The organism is Halomonas sp. SL18_1, assembly GCF_055755715.1.
On the sequence record NZ_JBVTRK010000001.1, the window covers coordinates 2,362,449 to 2,380,032 of the forward strand.

15 protein-coding genes and 4 pseudogenes are annotated in these 17,584 nt (G+C 66.2%); 13 read left to right on the forward strand and 6 right to left on the reverse strand.

What is annotated here, in order from left to right; genetic code table 11:
• Window positions 1-101: 101 nt before the first annotated feature.
• The 7 genes and pseudogenes from ACSJDS_RS12025 to yidD all read left to right on the forward strand — a co-directional run bounded on the left by ACSJDS_RS12025 (window position 102) and on the right by yidD (window position 5,517).
• Entirely contained in the window at window positions 102-512 is a 411-nt protein-coding gene (locus ACSJDS_RS12025; RefSeq protein WP_473033488.1) for an ectoine synthase, read from the forward strand.
• Between the two features lie 265 nt (window positions 513-777).
• Entirely contained in the window at window positions 778-1,632 is an 855-nt protein-coding gene (locus ACSJDS_RS12030) for an ATP-dependent zinc protease family protein (RefSeq protein WP_473033490.1), read from the forward strand.
• A gap of 32 nt (window positions 1,633-1,664) precedes the next feature.
• Window positions 1,665-3,168: pseudogene (locus ACSJDS_RS12035) on the forward strand (inactive transglutaminase family protein).
• 4 nt (window positions 3,169-3,172) lie between these two features.
• Window positions 3,173-4,174, forward strand: coding sequence for an alpha-L-glutamate ligase-like protein (locus ACSJDS_RS12040; RefSeq protein WP_473033491.1), 1,002 nt, complete (start codon window positions 3,173-3,175; stop codon window positions 4,172-4,174).
• A gap of 33 nt (window positions 4,175-4,207) precedes the next feature.
• A complete protein-coding gene (locus ACSJDS_RS12045) occupies window positions 4,208-4,675 on the forward strand; it encodes a Fur family transcriptional regulator (protein WP_473033492.1) in 468 nt (155 codons plus the stop codon).
• A gap of 47 nt (window positions 4,676-4,722) precedes the next feature.
• Window positions 4,723-5,169 carry a phosphoribosyl-AMP cyclohydrolase gene (gene hisI / locus ACSJDS_RS12050; protein ID WP_473033493.1) on the forward strand — a complete coding sequence of 149 codons (447 nt, stop codon included), beginning with the start codon at window positions 4,723-4,725 and terminating at the stop codon, window positions 5,167-5,169.
• A gap of 3 nt (window positions 5,170-5,172) precedes the next feature.
• On the forward strand, window positions 5,173-5,517 hold the full coding sequence (gene yidD / locus ACSJDS_RS12055; protein WP_473033494.1) for a membrane protein insertion efficiency factor YidD: 345 nt from the start codon (window positions 5,173-5,175) through the stop codon (window positions 5,515-5,517).
• A 7-nt stretch (window positions 5,518-5,524) separates the two neighbouring features.
• On the opposite strand, the gene ACSJDS_RS12060 is transcribed toward yidD, so the two are convergent.
• From ACSJDS_RS12060 to ACSJDS_RS12075, 4 genes are read right to left on the reverse strand one after another with little or no spacing between them, the layout of a single operon-like run.
• Window positions 5,525-5,950 (reverse strand): SufE family protein, encoded by a 426-nt coding sequence (locus tag ACSJDS_RS12060; protein WP_473033495.1) that lies wholly within the window; start codon window positions 5,948-5,950, stop codon window positions 5,525-5,527.
• A gap of 50 nt (window positions 5,951-6,000) precedes the next feature.
• On the reverse strand, window positions 6,001-6,168 hold the full coding sequence (locus ACSJDS_RS12065; protein WP_473033496.1) for a hypothetical protein: 168 nt from the start codon (window positions 6,166-6,168) through the stop codon (window positions 6,001-6,003).
• A 28-nt stretch (window positions 6,169-6,196) separates the two neighbouring features.
• Window positions 6,197-6,400, reverse strand: a complete 204-nt coding sequence (locus tag ACSJDS_RS12070; RefSeq protein ID WP_473033497.1) for a hypothetical protein — start codon at window positions 6,398-6,400, stop codon at window positions 6,197-6,199.
• Window positions 6,385-7,137 (reverse strand): hypothetical protein, encoded by a 753-nt coding sequence (locus tag ACSJDS_RS12075; protein ID WP_473033498.1) that lies wholly within the window; start codon window positions 7,135-7,137, stop codon window positions 6,385-6,387. The genes ACSJDS_RS12070 and ACSJDS_RS12075 overlap by 16 nt, the downstream gene beginning before the upstream one ends.
• 512 nt (window positions 7,138-7,649) lie before the next feature.
• Between ACSJDS_RS12075 and ACSJDS_RS12080 the strand changes: the two are divergent.
• Together ACSJDS_RS12080 and ACSJDS_RS12085 are read left to right on the forward strand one after the other, a co-directional pair.
• Window positions 7,650-7,730 (forward strand): annotated as a pseudogene (locus ACSJDS_RS12080) (hypothetical protein); the annotation flags it as partial.
• A gap of 50 nt (window positions 7,731-7,780) precedes the next feature.
• Entirely contained in the window at window positions 7,781-8,626 is an 846-nt protein-coding gene (locus tag ACSJDS_RS12085) for a hypothetical protein (protein ID WP_473033499.1), read from the forward strand.
• A 41-nt stretch (window positions 8,627-8,667) separates the two neighbouring features.
• Here the strand turns inward: ACSJDS_RS12085 and nfuA are convergent, their stop codons facing one another.
• Window positions 8,668-9,258: a Fe-S biogenesis protein NfuA gene (gene nfuA, locus ACSJDS_RS12090; RefSeq protein ID WP_473033500.1), complete on the reverse strand. Its 591-nt coding sequence runs from the start codon at window positions 9,256-9,258 to the stop codon at window positions 8,668-8,670.
• A 240-nt stretch (window positions 9,259-9,498) separates the two neighbouring features.
• Here nfuA and metH point away from each other — a divergent pair.
• The 4 genes and pseudogenes from metH to ACSJDS_RS12110 all read left to right on the forward strand — a co-directional run bounded on the left by metH (window position 9,499) and on the right by ACSJDS_RS12110 (window position 16,891).
• Window positions 9,499-13,205, forward strand: a pseudogene (metH, locus tag ACSJDS_RS12095) (methionine synthase).
• Window positions 13,206-13,302: 97 nt separating this feature from the next.
• Window positions 13,303-14,567 (forward strand): annotated as a pseudogene (locus ACSJDS_RS12100) (MATE family efflux transporter).
• 136 nt (window positions 14,568-14,703) lie between these two features.
• Window positions 14,704-16,356 carry a nitrite/sulfite reductase gene (locus tag ACSJDS_RS12105; RefSeq protein ID WP_473033501.1) on the forward strand — a complete coding sequence of 551 codons (1,653 nt, stop codon included), beginning with the start codon at window positions 14,704-14,706 and terminating at the stop codon, window positions 16,354-16,356.
• Window positions 16,349-16,891 carry a DUF934 domain-containing protein gene (locus ACSJDS_RS12110; protein WP_473033502.1) on the forward strand — a complete coding sequence of 181 codons (543 nt, stop codon included), beginning with the start codon at window positions 16,349-16,351 and terminating at the stop codon, window positions 16,889-16,891. Before ACSJDS_RS12105 ends, ACSJDS_RS12110 begins: the two co-directional genes overlap by 8 nt.
• A 70-nt stretch (window positions 16,892-16,961) precedes the next feature.
• On the opposite strand, the gene smrA is transcribed toward ACSJDS_RS12110, so the two are convergent.
• Complete coding sequence (gene smrA, locus ACSJDS_RS12115; protein WP_473033503.1) at window positions 16,962-17,555, reverse strand: DNA endonuclease SmrA; 594 nt, start codon at window positions 17,553-17,555, stop codon at window positions 16,962-16,964.
• Between the last annotated feature and the right edge of the window lie 29 nt (window positions 17,556-17,584).

Consider the following 17,584-nt stretch of genomic DNA (forward strand, 5'->3'; position numbering starts at 1 on the left):
GCGACAGCGGGCTCGGCATCTGCTGAAATTGAGAAGAGCCCCGTCCCGGGCGGCCTCACCAGGGCCGCCCATTTATTACCGAATTATCGGGAGTCACATCCATGATCGTACGCAACCTTGAAGTCGCGCGTGAGACCGACCGGCTGGTGAAGGCCGAGAATGGCAACTGGGACAGCACTCGTCTCTGCCTGGCCGACGATGGCGGTAGCTGTTCCTTCCACATTACGCGCATCTATGCAGGGACCGAGACGCATATCCATTACAAGCACCACTTCGAAGCGGTCTACTGCATCGAGGGTGACGGCGAGGTCGAGACCCTGGCCGATGGCAAGATCTGGCCGATCAAGCCGGGCGACATCTACATTCTCGATCAGCACGATGAGCATCTGCTGCGCGCCTTCAAGACCATGCACCTGGCCTGCGTCTTCACGCCGGGGCTGACCGGCAATGAAGTGCACCGCGAAGACGGCTCCTATGCACCGGCCGAAGCCGACGACCAGAAGCCGCTCTGATCGTCGCGAGCAAGACGGCGTGGCACCCCGAACCCTTGGGTTCGGGGGTGCTGCTTGTCAGATCGGTGCCGCCGCCGCATCGGCTTGGCTGAAATGCCCGCATGACGTTGGTTCGCAGAATTTATATTATGTTAAATTAGCCAATATCGGGAAGTTGGACAAACCCACTGTGAACTCCTTATCATCCGTTCGCTATGCCAGCCCATTTGCCACCCTCGCCAGACTTACCCCTTGAGGGTCGCCATCCCGGAGGTCCTTGCCTATCATGCGTCTCCCATCGCCGATCGTCGCGCCATGGCTGCTAGGCACGCTCCTGCTGAGCGGCTGTGCCCTGATGCCGGACCAGCGGGCCGAGCCCGATCAGGTGCTGACGCCCGACGCCTTCGAGATGCGCATCGCCGAGCTGGAACGCCATCTGGGTCAGCGCTGTGATATCCAGGCGCAGCGGCTGGTCAGCCAGGACCTTCGTCAAGATGAGCTGAACGCCGATATCCGTGAGGTCGGCAGCCTCCTGCGGCTGCTGCGTGGAGACATCGAGCGCCTGGAACGGCGCGAGGATGAGCCGGTCATCGTGGCGACCGAGTGTGCCGACCGGCAGGCCAACGGTGCGCTGGAGAACAAGGAGCTGGTGGGCCGCTCCGAGTGGATCGGCCTGCCCGATATCGGTACCTACCTCAAGGCTCGTGTCGACTCGGGGGCCAATACCTCGTCGCTCTCCGCCACCGAGATTACCCGCTTCGAGCGCGACGGCGAAAACTGGGTGCGGTTCAAGCTTGGCCTGACCGACGATGACGTGGTGGTCGAGGACGTCCGCGACGAATGGATCGAGGCGCCGGTGGAGCGTCGGGTTCGCATCCTGCAGGCCGCCGGCACGGAATCTCGCCCGGTGGTCAGCCTGATCATGACCCTAGGCGATATCCGCGAGCCGGTCGAGTTCACCCTCAACGATCGGACCCACCTCAACTATCCGGTGCTGCTGGGACGTCGTTTTCTGATGGACCTGGCCATCATCGACGTTGCCGAGACCTATCTCCATCCCCGCCCCGAGTTTCCGGGCGGACGGCCCGCCGATGAGGCTCATGAGGATGAGATCGGCGACCAGGATGAAGACGAGGGCTGAGCCTCGCCCACCCTGCCCTGCAAGGACTCTTCATGTCACGACTGCCCTTCTACTTGATCGTGGGTTTGCTGCTGGCCCTAGGTATCGGTTTCAGCGTGCATCGGCACGTTCAGTTCGAAGTGCCCTGGACCCGGGCGAGCAGCGCCAGACCTGGGAAGTGGAAGCGGTCATCGATTTTACGGCCCTGGGAGAGCCCGTACGGGTGGATTTCGCCCTGCCCTCCCACCAGCGCGGCTTTCGGATCCTGACCGAAAATACCGCCTCGCCGGGCTATGGCCTCTCCTATCTTCAGGATGACGCCGGTCGCCGCGCTCAGTGGTCGATTCGCGAGGCCGCTGGCAGCCAGCAGCTTTACTACTCCCTGCGCCTGTTGGTCACCGACGAACGCGACCAGCAGCCGATACCGCGGCCGCCGCTGCGCAATAGCGTCTGGGAGCAGCCCTACAACACCGCCGCCGCCCAGGTCATCGACCGTGCCTGGGCGCGAAGTGCCGACCCCTATACGTTCGCCCGGGAGCTGATCCGCGACTTCAGCGACGAGCGCCAAGGGAGAATGCCCGTCTGTTGCTGACCCAGTTCGACCGCGGCCCCCTGCTGGTACGGCTGCTCAATCAGGCCGGCGTGCATGCCCGCGAGGTGAGCGGTCTGTTGCTGGAGGATGGGCGGCGCCGACAGTCGTTGACCTCCTGGATTCAGGTCTATGAGGATGACCGGCGCTGGTCGCTGTTCAATCCCGTTACCGGCCAACAGGGGAGCCCCGACAATCTGCTGCTGTGGGAGAGCGGCGGCCGCGCGGTACTCGAGGTCGAGGGCGGCAGCAACTCCCGGGTGAGTTTCTCGATGCTCTCGCGCAGCCAGCCGGCCGCGGCGGCGGTACGCAGCCAGCTGGCCAACGACACCCTGCTCAACTTCTCGATCCACAGTCTGCCGCTGGAGGAACAGGCGCTCTTCCAGACCATCCTGCTGATCCCCATCGGCGCCCTGGTGGTGGTCTTTCTGCGCATCATGGTGGGGATCAAGACATCGGGCACCTTCATGCCGGTGCTGATCGCCCTGGCCTTCATTCAGACCACGCTGCTGACCGGGCTCATTGGCTTCTTGCTGATCGTGGCCGTCGGCCTGGTGATACGCAACTATCTCTCCTACCTCAATCTATTGCTGGTGGCGCGAGTCTCGGCGGTGATCATCACGGTCATCGCCATCATCTCGCTATTCTCGGTGCTCTCCTATCGGGTGGGGCTAAACGCCGGGCTGACCATCACCTTCTTCCCGATGATCATCCTCTCCTGGACCATCGAGCGGATGTCGATCCTCTGGGAGGAGGAAGGCCCCGAGGAGGTGCTTATCCAAGGGGGCGGCAGCCTGATCACGGCGGTGCTGGCCTACCTGGCCATGAACAATCCCTGGGTTCGGCACATCACCTTCAATTTCCTTGGCGTACAGCTGATCCTGATGGCACTGATCCTGCTGCTTGGCAACTACACTGGCTATCGCCTGCTCGAGCTGCGCCGCTTCAAGCCCGTGACCGAGGACTGACGCTATGTGGGCACGCCCCAGCCAACTGTTTCGCCGCGGCATCATCGGCATGAACCGGCGCAATATCCGCTACATCGGCCGCTATAACGATCGCCGTCTCTACCCGCTGGTGGATGACAAGCTGCAGACCAAGCTGCTGGCCGAGCGTCATGGCATCACCACCCCGGCACTGATCGGCACGGTAACCACGCAGTTTGGCGTCAAGCACATCCGCAGCATGGTGGCCGGGCATGCCGGTTTCGTGATCAAGCCGGCCAAGGGCAGCGGCGGCAAGGGCATCCTGGTGATCGAGGGCTGCGATGGCGACGGCTATCTCAAGCCCAGCGGGGCGCGTCTGAAGCTGGCGGACCTGGAGCGTCATGTCTCCAATATTCTCTCTGGGCTCTACTCGCTGGGCGGCTCGCCCGACGTGGCCGTGGTAGAGGCGCTGATCAATTTCGATGAGTCGCTCTCCGCCTACACTTATGAGGGGGTGCCCGATATCCGCGTCATTGTCTTTCGCGGCTATCCGGTGATGGCCATGATGCGGCTGTCGACGGCGGCCTCCGACGGCAAGGCCAATCTGCATCAGGGGGCCGTGGGCGTGGGGCTCGATATCGCCACCGGGGTGGCGCTGCGCGGGGTTCAGTACGACCGGGCGCGTGCCGACCATCCGGACACCGGCCATGAGCTGGCCAGCCTGCGTATCCCCGACTGGCAGACCCTGCTGACGTTGGCGGCCAGCTGCTATGAGATGACCGGCCTGGGCTATCTGGGCACCGACATGGTGCTGGATCGCCATCGTGGCCCTATGCTGCTGGAGCTCAATGCCCGTCCAGGGTTGGCGATCCAGATGGCCAATGGCGAGGGGTTGCGGCCGCGCCTGGACCTGATCGAGCAGCAGGTCGAGGGGGCAGGCGTCGAAGCGCGGGTGGCCTTCGCCCAGCGCCAGTTCGCTCGGCGCGGCGAGCTGCAGCTGCCTCTCGAGCCCCGCCCCTCACTGGTGGCTCCGGCCCCCAGCGCGTAGAATGGGGAGCGTTACCTCAGCAGCGGATCGATCATGGCCGACTCCACCACCCTGCTCCTGCAGGCTGAACGACAGTGTCAGCGACACGGTGCCCGTTTCACGCCGATTCGTCGACGCGTGCTGGAGATGATCGCCGACGCCAGTGGCGGCCTCAAGGCGTATGAGCTTCTCGACCGGCTGGCCGTGGAGCACGCCGCCGCCCGCCCGCCGACCATCTATCGCGCCCTGGACTTTCTGATCGACCAGGGGCTGGTGCACCGCATCGAGTCGCTCAACGCCTATGTCGCCTGCCCCTGTCCCGAGCACGCCCACGGCTTCCAGCTGCTGATCTGCCGCGACTGTGGCCGCGTCGAGGAGCTGCACCTGGATGATGTCAATGCGCAGCTCGACGCCCGCGCCCAGACCCTGGGGTTTCGCATCGAGCGTCAGACCATCGAACTACTGGGGCGTTGCGAGAGCTGCCAGGAGAGTCGCCAGGGGGCGGCCTCGCAGGCGTCTTGAGCTCGATATCTCGATCCGCCGCCCTATTTTCACCCGCAGGAGCTCCAATGGCCGAGACCTTCAAGGAACTGGAGCGTGCCCAGCGCGACTCGCGCTGGCCGCGTGATGCCATTCTCAATGCCGTACGCTTCAACGCCGATGGCCTGATCCCCGCCATCGCCCAGCAGCATGACAGCGGCGAGGTGTTGATGATGGCCTGGATGAACCGTGAGGCGCTGGACGAGACCCTCGAGACCGGCCACGTCTGCTATTGGTCGCGGTCGCGGGGCAAGCTGTGGCGCAAGGGGGAGTCGTCGGGTCAGCAGCAGCACCTGTGTACTGCCCGCCTAGACTGCGACGGCGACACCCTGCTGCTGCAGGTGGATCAGACCGGACCGGCCTGTCATACCGGGCGGCGCAGCTGCTTCTATGTGGCGCTGGAGGGCCAGGAAGCGCGCATCAGCAGTGACCCGCTGATCGACCCCGACACCCTCTACGCCAAGGACAGGGGCTGAGCGATGCCCCGCAGGCTAGCCTGGCCGTTGGGGCTCATGCGCCGAGCGTCCCTGCTGCTGCTGGTCGCCCTGGTCAAGCTCTATCAGGTGACGCTTAGCCCGCTGCTGGGGCCGCGCTGCCGCTACTGGCCGAGCTGCTCCCACTACACCCTGGAAGCTCTGCGTGTCCATGGGCCTCTGAAGGGCAGCCTGATGGCGATCAGGCGGATCTCCCGCTGCCATCCCGGCTGCGAGGGGGGCATCGACCCGGTGCCCGGCGGGCCCAGTGAGCGCCTCTGCCGGGAGGACCCGGAGCTCGACGAGCATTTCCGTCCTCGCTCAGCCCCGGGAAGCAGCGCGCGCGACTGAGCGCCCCTCAGGCCGCCTCCTGCTCGGCGATCTCATAGATGCGTGCCAGCATACTGTTCAAGCCGTTGCTGCGGGTCGGCGACAGGTGCTTGTCCAGGCCTAGGTCGGAGAGGAAATGCGGGCTGGTGTCGCGGATTTCCGCCGCCGGACGATCGTTGTAGATGCGCATCAGCACCGCGATCAGACCCGAGACGATGGCGGCATCCGAGACGGCGTCGAAATGCAGCCGCCCCCCTTCCCGGCGGTGATGCATCCAAACGTTGGACTGGCAGCCCTGGATCTTGAGCTCGGGGGTCTTCCACGACTCGGGAAAGTCGGGCAGCTGTTTGCCCATGTCGATGATGTACTGGTAGCGATCCATCCAGTTATCGAACATCTCGAACTCTTCGAGCAGCTCCTGCTGAGCCTGCTCGGCGGTGGTCTCGGCACTCATGGCGACTCCTAGTAAGCGATGGCCCCCATTATATCGTCTCGGCGCCGCCATCACGATCCTTCGGGCAGGCCGTGGGCCTGCTGCTGGCGATGCCACTCTTCCTCCTCCGCATGCAGGTAGATCGCGGTGGTGTCGAGCCGGGCATGGCGGGCGGTGCCGGCCAGGTAGCGCAGCTCCACGCCGGCCTGGGCCTGATGGGTCAGGGCGGTATGGCGCAACCAGTGGGGGACGCCCGACGCAGCCGGATCACCTCGGCCCTCGCCTGCTCCCCGCCTCGCTCTCCAGCGCAACGGCGGCCTGCTGGAACGTCTCGCGTATCAGCCGGTAGAGTCGGTTGTCACCCAGTCCGCGCTGGCCATCCAGACGGCGCAGCAGCGGGCTCGACTCGTCCGGGGTGGGATGGGCCGGCAGGCCCAGCTGCTCGCGCCACTGGGTCAGTAGCGCGAGCATGTCCGGCGGCACCGGAATCTGCGCCACCTTGCCCCCTTTGCCCACCACCCGCCACCACCAGCGCCCCTCGCGGCGCGCGAAGTCGCCCATGCGCGCCGCGGCCATCTCGCTGATCCGTGGGGCCAGCAGATAGGCGAAGCCGAACAGCAGCCGGCGCCGGGCGTGTTCGAAGCGCGCCCGCTCGTCGGCCCCTCCTCCGGCGCCCGGGCCAGCCACTGCCATAACCACTCCCACAGCGGCCGCTCCAGGTAGCGTTCGACCCGCTGCCGGCGATTGTCGAGGCGGCGGCGCTTGTCACGCATCAGCCGAAAGGGGTTGTGGGCCACCCATCCTGCCTCGGCCAGCCAGGCGAACAGCCCCTGCAGGATCACCAGGCTCTGGCGTCGGCTGGCCGGCGACAGCGGGCCTCGGAAGGGCTTCCAGTCGGGGCTGTGCCGCGGGCGCGGCGGCCCGATCCAGCGCTCCCGGGGGCGGGGATCGCCAAGAAAGGCCTCGAAGGCCTCCAGATCCTCGCGCCGGAGATCCCCGAGCGCCCTGCCCCGCTCACCCAGCCAGAGCAGGAGTCGCTCGGCCTCGCGCCGGTAGGCCCGCAGCGTCTGGGGGCTGGCGTGATACTCGGCCAGCCACTGGGCTACCGCCTCCCCGTCGCTGCGCGCCGCGATATAGGCGCCCTGCCCGGCGACTGGCCAATCGACCAGATCGGGCACGACGCTCGTCGGGACCGGCTCACGGCTCATTCTGCGCTCTCCTCACCTTCCCTCTCCTCACTTGCACCAATGACGCTGGCGGACTGCTTGCCGCCATGCATAGCGAGGGGCGCTGGGGCAAGCCGTAGAGGAGGTCCTGCGCCAGGGATGGCGCCGGTAGCGTACAGGGAGGTATTCACAGCGCCTCCTCAAAGGGTTGCCACCAGATTCAGCCCCGAGCGGTGGCTGGTTGCCAGTCAGTATCCCAGCTCCCCAGCCAGAAAATCAAGATAAGCCGCGTAATCTTGATTTTTCTCCCATTAAAATAAATAATATTACAGTTACGTAATACGTAATAATCTTCCCTTTCGCGACCTCCCGCGCTATCCTGCCGCCAGTGCCGACGCCCTGGTGCGTGCCGGCCGCAGGAAACCGCCGATCCGACGGCAAGCTGACGAGGAGAGCGAGATGGCACGCAGCGGTGTGCGGTACGAGGACGTCCAGCGGGCGATCGACACCCTGCTCGCCCGGGGGATGCTCCTGGCGTTCAGAAGGTTCGCGAGGTGCTGGGCACCGGCAGCTTCACCACCATTAGCGAACACCTCAGGGAGTGGCGAACGCGGCGCGAGGAGAACCGTGACCGCCCGCCGCCGCGCAGCATGCCCGAGGAGATTCAGCAGCTTGCCGAGCAGCTGTGGAAAACGCCCAGGAAGCCGCCGGCGAGGCCCTGGCGCACTATCGGGAGGAGGCCGATGGCAAGGTGGCCTCGGCCGGCCAGGCGGCCGATGAGGCGAGGCGAGATGCTGAAGATGCGGCGCAGCGGGAGGCCGCCCTCGCCGCCCACCTGGCCGCCGTCGAGCAGCGCCTGGAGGCGCGCAGTGCCGAGCTGGCCAGGGTCGAGGCCGAGCGTGACCAGGCCCATCGGCAGCAAGAGCAGCTCGAGGCGCGGCTGGTGCAGGCCGCCCGGCGCGGGGAGGCGTTGCAGGCGGAGGTGGAGCGGCAGGCTCAGGCCCACCGGCAGCGGCTGGAGGAACTCGAGACCCACCATCGGGCCCGCGAGGCCCAGGAGGAGGAGCGTCACGAGGCCGCCGAGGCCCGCCTCATGGCGCTGCTGGACGACCTGCGCCAGGAGCGCCAGGCCGCGGACAAGCGTCAGGCGACCAGGGAGCAGCAGTGGGAGCAGCGCCTGGCGTCACTGCAGGAGGCGCTGCAGCAGGCGCGTCGCGCCCTGACCGAGGAGGAGCAGGCGCACCGGGAGACCCAGTGGGCCAGGTCCCGCGCCGACGAGCAGGCCGAGACCCGGCGACAGGCCCAGGCGCTGCTGCAGGGGCGGGTCGAGGAGCAGCGCCGCCACCTAGACGAGCAGAGGGAGCGGATTCAGGCCCTGGAAACGGCGCTGGCCCGCCGGGAGCAGCAGCTGGCAGACCTGGCACCGGCCGATGGCGATGGCACGGCTGCAGTTACCGCAGAAGGCCCCGCCGTGGCGGGGCCTTCCGATGCATCGACACGAGCCGATTCAACCGACGGGGACGGCCGCTAGCGGTTGGCGCTCCCCTGGGCGGAGCGCCTCCGGCAGGGGGGTCACCGATAGTAAGCGTTGGTGGTGTCGGTGTGGTCGGTGACGTCGCGGATGCCAGCGAGCTCGGGAATCCGCTCCATCAGGGTTTTCTCGACACCCTCCTTGAGGGTCAGGTCCACTGCCGCACAGCCCTGACAGCCGCCGCCGAAGGCCAGCACGGCGACGTTCTGCTCGGTCAGCTCGATCAGCTTGATCTCGCCGCCGTGGGCGGCCAGGCCGGGATTGATCTCGCTATAGAGGATATAGTTGACGCGATCCTCCAGCGGGCTGTCGGCATTGACCTTGGGCATCTTGGCGTTGGGCGCCTTGATGGTCAGCTGTCCGCCCATGCGGTCGGCGTTGAAATCGACCACGGCTTCCTCGAGGAACGGAATGCTGTGCTTGTCGACGAACACCCCCAGCTTGTCGAGATCGAGCCGCTCGTCGCTGGGCTCCTCTTCACCCGGGCGACAGTAGGCCAGGCAGGTTTCCGCATAGGGGGTGCCGGGCTGGGTGATGAAGATGCGCACCGCGATGCCCTCGACGCTCTGCTTCTCGAGCAGCTCGGCAAGGTAGTCCTGGGCGCTGTCGGTAATCTGGATGATCTCGCTCATGTTGGTCTCGCTGGTCGGGCCGCCCCGCAGGCCGGCCATAGGTGACATGCCTGTATGGTAAGCAAAAGCATCCGGCGAGACAATCCCGACTATTTTGGTCGGCTTTTAACCACGCCCTGCCCTCGCTGCGCCGATTTTGCTACCATGTGCGGCCAACTCGGCCGCGCACGAGAAGACGCTTTCAAGCGCTGGCGCGGCTCCCCACCCTGGACGTGACTACGCTGGAGACCGACCCAACCCATGGCCGCCGTTCCCTCTGCCCTGACCGCCACCCTCACCGAGCGCCTCGGCGAGCGCATCCTGATGCTCGACGGTGGCATGGGCACCATGCTGCAGAACGCCGGGCTCGATGAGGCCGATTTCCGCGGAGAGCGCTTCGACGACTGGCCCTCCGACCTCAAGGGCAACAATGATCTGCTGGCGCTGACCTGCCCCGACCTGGTGATCCGCATTCATCGGGAATACCTGGAGGCCGGCGCCGACATCGTCGAGACCAACACCTTCAACAGCACCCGCCTCTCCCAGGCAGACTATGGCATGGAAGCGCTGGTGGTCGAGCTCAACCGGGAATCGGCGCGTCTGGCCCGCCAGGTCTGCGATGCCGTGGCCGCCGAGACCGGGGTGCCGCGTTACGTGGCCGGGGTGCTGGGTCCGACCTCGCGTACCGCCTCGCTATCGCCGGACGTCAACGACCCGGCCAAGCGCAATGTCACCTTCGACGAGCTACGCGACAACTACTACGAGGCGGCCGAGGCGCTGATCGAGGGCGGCTCTGACCTGATCCTGATCGAGACGATCTTCGACACGCTCAACGCCAAGGCGGCGATCTTTGCCCTCGAGCAGCTGTTCGACGAGCGCGGCGAGCGCCTGCCGGTGATGATCTCCGGCACTATCACCGACGCCTCCGGTCGCACCCTCTCCGGCCAGACCACCGAGGCGTTCTGGAACTCGGTGCGCCACGCCCAGCCGTTCTCCATCGGCCTCAACTGCGCGCTGGGGGCGGAGGAACTGCGTCCCTACCTGGAAGAGCTCGCCACCAAGGCCGATACCTTCGTCTCGGCCCACCCCAACGCCGGCCTGCCCAACGAGTTTGGCGAGTATGACCAGACCCCGGAGGAGATGGCGGCCATCGTCGCCGAGTTCGCTCAGAGCGGGCTGGTCAATATCATCGGCGGCTGCTGCGGCAGCACGCCCGAGCATATCGCCGCCATTCACGCCGCCATCGCCGAAGTGGCGCCGCGGAAAGTGCCCGAGCGCGCCCGCGCCTGCCGCCTGGCGGGGCTCGAGCCCTTCAACATCGAGAAGGGGTCGCTGTTCGTCAACGTCGGTGAGCGCACCAACATTACCGGTTCGGCTCGCTTCAAGCGGCTGATCGTCGAGGAGGACTATACCACCGCCCTGGAAGTGGCGCTGGAGCAGGTGGAGAACGGCGCCCAGGTCATCGACATCAACATGGACGAGGGCATGCTGGAGTCCGAGGAGGCGATGGTGCGCTTCCTCAACCTGATCGCCGGAGAGCCGGATATCGCCCGGGTGCCGATCATGATCGACTCGTCCAAGTGGGAGATCATCGAGGCGGGCCTGAAGTGCGTGCAGGGCAAGGCGGTGGTCAACTCCATCTCCCTCAAGGAGGGCGAGGCCGCCTTCGTCGAGCAGGCGACCCTGTGCCGCCGCTACGGCGCCGCCGTGGTCGTGATGGCCTTCGACGAACAGGGACAGGCCGACACTTTCGCGCGCAAGATCGAGATCTGTCAGCGCGCCTACCGCACCCTGGTCGAGGTGGTGGGCTTCCCCCCGAGGATATCATCTTCGACCCCAACATCTTTGCCATCGCCACCGGCATCGAGGAGCACGACAACTACGCGGTGGACTTTATCGAGGCCACCCGCTGGATCCGCGAGCACCTGCCCCACGCCATGGTCTCCGGCGGCGTCTCCAACGTGTCGTTCTCCTTTCGCGGCAACAACCCGGTGCGCGAGGCGATTCACTCGGTTTTTCTCTACCATGCCATCCGCGCCGGGCTGACCATGGGCATCGTCAATGCCGGCCAGCTGGCGGTCTATGACGACCTGCCGGCGGAGCTGCGCGAGGCGGTGGAGGATGTGGTCCTCAATCGGCGCAGCGACGGCACCGAGCGGCTGCTCGACCTGGCCGACAAGTACAAGGGGGACGGCAGCGGCGGCGCCAAGAAGGAAGACCTGGAGTGGCGCAGCTGGGAGGTCGAGAAGCGCATCTCCCACGCCCTGATCAAGGGCATCACCGCCTATATCGAGGAGGATACCGAGCAGGCCCGCCAGCGTGCCGCCCGCCCCATCGAGGTGATCGAGGGGCCGCTGATGGACGGGATGAACGTGGTCGGCGACCTGTTCGGGGCGGGCAAGATGTTTCTCCCCCAGGTGGTCAAGTCGGCCCGGGTCATGAAGCAGGCGGTGGCCTACCTGATCCCCTATATCGAAGCCGAGAAGAGTGACGATACCCAGGCCAAGGGCAAGATCGTCATGGCGACCGTCAAGGGCGACGTCCACGATATCGGCAAGAATATCGTCGGCGTGGTCCTGCAGTGCAATAACTACGACGTCGTCGACCTGGGCGTGATGGTGCCGGCGGAGAAGATCCTGCAGACGGCCAGGGCCGAGAACGCCGATATCATCGGCCTCTCGGGGCTGATCACGCCATCGCTGGACGAGATGGTTCATGTGGCCAAGGAGATGCAGCGTCAGGGCTTCGAGCTGCCGCTGCTGATCGGCGGGGCCACCACCTCCAAGGCGCACACCGCGGTCAAGGTCGAACCCGGCTACGAGCATCCCGTCATCTACGTGGCAGACGCGTCCCGGGCGGTCGGGGTTGCCGGTAAGCTGCTCTCGCCGGAGCTCAAGCCGGGCTATACCGCCGAGATTCGTGCCGAATACGCCCAGGTTCGCGAACGCAATGCCAAGCGTCGGCCGAAGGCGGCCGATCTCAGCTACGCCGAGGCCCGGGCGAGAAAGCTGCCCATCGACTGGGCCGGCTATACGCCCCCAAGCCCCGCCTTCACCGGCCTCAAGGTCTTTCACGACTACGACCTGGAGGAGCTCATCGAGCGCATCGACTGGACGCCCTTCTTCATGAGCTGGGAGCTGGCCGGCAAGTATCCGAAGATCCTCGACGACGCCGTGGTCGGCGAGGCCGCGCGCAGCCTCTTTGCCGACGCCCAGGTCATGCTGCGCAAGCTGATCGACGAGCGCCACATCGAGGCGCGCGGCGTGATCGGCCTATGGCCAGCCAACAGCGTCGACGATGACGTCATCGAGGTGTATGCCGACGAGTCACGCACCCGGGTGATCGAGCGGCTGCACCATATTCGCCAGCAGACCACCAAGAACCGCGACGGCGTCTGCTACAGCCTGGCCGACTTCGTGGCCCCCCGTCCCGATGCCGGCGGCAAGCCCGACTGGATCGGCGGCTTCGCGGTGACCACCGGTCACGGCGTCGAGGCACTGGCCGAGCGCTACAAGGCCGCCGGCGACGACTACAGTGCGATCATGGTCCAGGCGCTGACCGATCGCATGGCCGAGGCCTTCGCCGAGCGCATGCACGAACGGGTGCGCAAGGAGTTCTGGGGCTATGTCCCCGACGAGACGCTGGACAACCAGGCGCTGATCGCCGAGAAGTACCAGGGCATCCGTCCGGCGCCCGGCTACCCCGCCTGCCCGGACCACACCGAGAAGGCCACGCTCTTCCGCCTGCTCGACGCCACCGAGAACAGCGGTCTGGTGCTGACCGAGAACTTCGCCATGTGGCCGGCGGCGGCAGTATCGGGCTGGTACTTCTCCCACCCCCAGTCGAAATACTTCTCCACCGGCAAGATCACTCGGGACCAGGTCGAGGCGCTGGCCAGTCGCAAGGGCATGTCCTTGACGGAACTGGAGCGGTGGCTTGCTCCGGTGCTCTCCTACGACCCGAGCTGATGGCCGCGGTGCGTCACGATCCTGCAGGGGCCGGGCTGCTGCCCTCCCCCTGCGGCGACAGAAGATTCTGCGCCTGGCCCTGCCGATCATCGCCGGCATGCTCTCCCAGAGCCTGATCAACCTGATCGATGCGGCCCTGGTGGGGTCGCTCGGCGAGGTGCCCCTGGCCGGGGTGGGGATCGGCGGCTATGCCATGTTCCTGATCACCGCCCTGGTGTTCGGGCTCTCCTCCGGTGTGCAGGCTCAGACCGCTCGGCGGCACGGCGAGGCAGACTGGGGGCAGCGCGCCATGCCGCTCAATGCCGGCCTGTTCATCGCCTTGTTGGCGGCACTGCCGCTGACCGCGCTGTGCTTCTGGCAGGCCCCCCGGCTGCTGGCGCTGATCAACCAGGATCCGGCGGTCAGCGCCGTGGCCGTGGAGTACTTTCGCTGGCGAGTGCTGTCGCTTGCTGCCGTGGCGATGATCTTCTGCTTTCGCGGCTACTGGAACGGCATCCAGCAGACCGGCATCTATCTGCGCATCATCCTGTTCATGCATCTGGTCAACGTGTTGGCCAGCGTGGTGCTGATCTTCGGCTATCTGGGGCTGCCGGCCATGGGCGCCGCCGGCGCGGGGCCGGCACCACCCTATCACTGTTCGCGGGGCTTGCGGTCTGGGCGGTACTCTCCCTGCGTCATGCCACTGGCAGCGGCTTTCTGGCCGCCCTGCCACGCCGGCTAATCTTCGTCACGACCCTGCGCCTGGCCACGCCCCACTCCTTCCAGCAGCTGTGGTTCGCCGCCGGCTATGCGGTGCTGTTCTGGATCCTTGGTCGGATCGACACCGCCAGTGTGGCGGTGGGGCACGTGCTGGTGAACCTTTCGCTGCTGCTGATCCTGCCCGGGGTGGGGCTGGGCATGGCGGCGATGAGCCTGGTGGGCGAAGCCCTGGGCCAGCGCGCTCACCGCGAGGCGCACCGCTGGGGGTGGGACGTGGTGCGCCTGGCCTGGCTGTGTCTCGCGGCCCTGGCGCTGCCCATGGCGCTGCTCCCCGAGCAGGTGCTGGGGCTGTTCCTGCATGACCCGGCGCTGATCGCGCTGGGACGCCTGCCGCTGCAGCTGGCTGCGGCGATGATCGTGCTCGACGCCGCCGCCCTGGTGCTGGGCCAGGCGCTGCTCGGTGCCGGCGCCAACCGCACCGTCATGACCACCACCCTGACCCTGCAGTGGCTGGTGTTCCTGCCCCTGGCGTGGTGGGTCGGGGTAGTGCTGGAGTTCGGGCTTTTGGGCATCTGGTGGGCCCAGCTCGGCTACCGCTGTCTCAATTCGGCCTGGTTCGTGTGGATCTGGCAGCGACGCCGCTGGCAGTCCGTGCGGATATAGCAGGCGCCCCAGGGATTTGACCTCTTATATGACTTTTTGTATAAAAAGTATGAATATTTATTCTTTCATAGAATAATGCCGAGGCGTTAAGGTGCCCCTGACGCTTCGCCACTCTCACTGCAGCAGGATCGGCTGAATGTATCGCTACGACAACCACGATCAGACCCTGGTCAATGAACGCGTCGCCCAGTTTCGCGACCAGATGAATCGCTATCTGGACGGGCGACTCAGCGAGGAGGAGTTTCTGCCGCTGCGCGTGCAGAACGGTCTCTATGTCCAGCGGCACGCTCCCATGCTGCGCATCGCGATCCCCTACGGCCTGCTGGCCTCCTACCAGCTGCGCAAGCTTGGCGACCTGGCCCGGGACTATGACCGTGGCTACGGCCACTTCACGACCCGCACCAACCTGCAGCTCAACTGGCCGAAGCTGGAAACGGTGCCGGACATGCTGGCCGAACTCGCCAGCGTGCAGATGCATGCTATCCAGACCAGCGGTAACGACATTCGCAACACCAGTACCGATCAGTTTGCCGGCGTGGCCGAGGACGAAGAGGTGGACCCCCGCCCCTGGTGTGAGCTGATCCGCCAGTGGTCCACCTTCCACCCGGAGTTCACCTACCTGCCGCGCAAGTTCAAGATCGCGGTGACCGGCGCCGAGGAAGACCGTGCGGCCATTCAGGTGCACGACGTGGGCCTGCGCCTGTGGCGTGACGCCCAGGGCGAGGTGCGGGTGAAAGTGATGGCCGGCGGTGGCCTCGGCCGCACGCCGATGATCGGCGAAACCGTTCGTGAGGACCTGCCCTGGCAGCACCTGCTGACCTATCTGGAGGCCCTGGTGCGGGTCTACAACCAGTTCGGTCGCCGCGACAACAAGTTCAAGGCACGCATCAAGATCCTGGTCAAGGCGCTGGGCGTGGAGGAGTTCCGTCGTCGCGTGGACGCCGAGTGGGCCCACCTCAAGGACGGCCCCCAGACCCTGACCCGCGATACCGTCAGCGATATGCATCGCCACTTCGTCGACCCCGAGCGTCGCCCGGTCACGGCCGAGGCCATCGATGAGTTCGAGCGCCTGCGCACCGAGAACCGCGCCTTCGGTCGTTTCGTCACCAACAACGTCAGCGGCCACAAAGTGACCGGCTACAAGGCGGTCACCCTGTCGCTCAAGCGCAGCGGCCACTCGCCGGGCGACCTGACCTGGGAGCAGATGCACCAGGTGGCCGACCTGGCCGACGACTACAGCCATGGCGAGCTGCGCGTGACCCACGAGCAGAACCTGGTGCTTTCCGACGTGCCGGTGGACCGCCTGCACGCGCTCTGGCAGCGGCTGGGCGAACTGGGACTCGCCAATCCTACCGTCGGCACCTTGGCCGATCTGATCTGCTGCCCCGGCGGCGACTACTGCGGCCTGGCCAATGCCAAGTCGATCCCCGTCGCCCATGCCATCCAGGAGCGCTTCGAGGATCTCGATTTCCTCTACGATCTGGGGCCGCTGGAGCTGAACATTTCCGGCTGCATGAACGCCTGCGGGCATCACCATGTCGGCCACATCGGCATCCTCGGCGTCGACAAGAAAGGCGAGGAGTGGTACCAGATCTCGCTGGGCGGTGCCCAGGGCAACGGCGCATCGCTGGGCAAGATTCTCGGCCCCTCTTTCAGCCGCGAAAGCGTCCCCGAGGTCATCGACAAGGTGCTGCAGGTCTATGTCGGACAGCGTATCGACGGCGAGACCTTCCTGGAAACCTATCGCCGAATCGGTCTCAAACCCTTCAAGGAGCGGGTCTATGCCTGATCAAAACACTCTTAACACGCGCCCCTTCATTCGTCAGGGAAAGCCGGCCGAGGATCGCTGGACGCTGGTGCGCGACGATCAGGCGGCACTCCCCGCGGGCCCGGCGATCGTACCGCTGGCGCGCTGGCAGGCTGGCGAGCCGAACGATGAGCTCGCACCCTGGCTCTCCAGCGACACCGAACTGACGCCGGCGCTGGCCGATGAACTCGCCAAGGCGCCGCTCATCGCCATCGACTTTCCCAAGTTCACCGACGGGCGCGGCTACAGCCTGGCGCGGCTGCTGCGCGAGCGCTATGGCTATGCAGGCGAGATCCGTGCCATCGGGGACGTGCTGGTGGATCAGTGCTTCTTCCTGACTCGCTGCGGCTTCGATGCGTTGTCGCTGCGCGAGGATCAGTGGTTGGAAGACGCCCTGCGCGCGTTGGGCTTCTTCAGCCGCGCCTACCAGCCGGCCGTCGACCAGCCCGAGCCGCTGTTCCGCCGCCGCGAACGGGAGTGGGCCAAGGCCCGCGACTACGCCCCCGCCTACGCCTGATGGCGCGACTAGCGTAGAAGCTCAAGAGACGCCGGGGCCAGAATCGGCCCCGGTTCTCGCGAGTCCTTCCTTATCCCCGGCGTTTCTGCTGCCGCTCGCGGTTGGCGGCGCGGGCGCGCTCACTCTTGCGCAGCATCACCCAGGTGGCGCCCAGGCCGCCGTCCGCCTGCTGAGCGGAGACGAACGCCTGTACCTCCTCGAACTGGGCCAGCCATTTGGCCAGATAGGAGCGCAACACGTTGGGCGGGCTGTCGATCTCCCGGCCGCGGCCGTGAACGATCAGTACCGAACGCAGATCATGGGCATAGGCCTCCTGGATAAAGGGCGGCAGCGCACGCCGGCACTCGGCAAGGGGGCGCCGCAGCAGGTGGAGACGCGCCTGGGCGGTATAGCCGCCGTGGCGCAAGCGGTCGACGACGCCGCTCTGGATGCCGTCGCGACGGTACTCCAGCGGATCGAAGGGCGGCAGCAGATCGACGAAGTCATCGGAGAGGAAGCTGTCCTGCCCCGCCTCGGCCTGAGCGCTCTCGCGGCGGGCCAGCTGGGCGTCGCTCGGCGGGCGGCGCCGAGGCCCCGGATCGGCGCGATCGCCGCCACTCGCCAGTGGCCTGACATCGCCCATCAGCGCCCGGAAGTCCTGATCATCACGTGCCGACTGGGTCATGGGCCACCTCCGCGATTGTCGTATCTGGA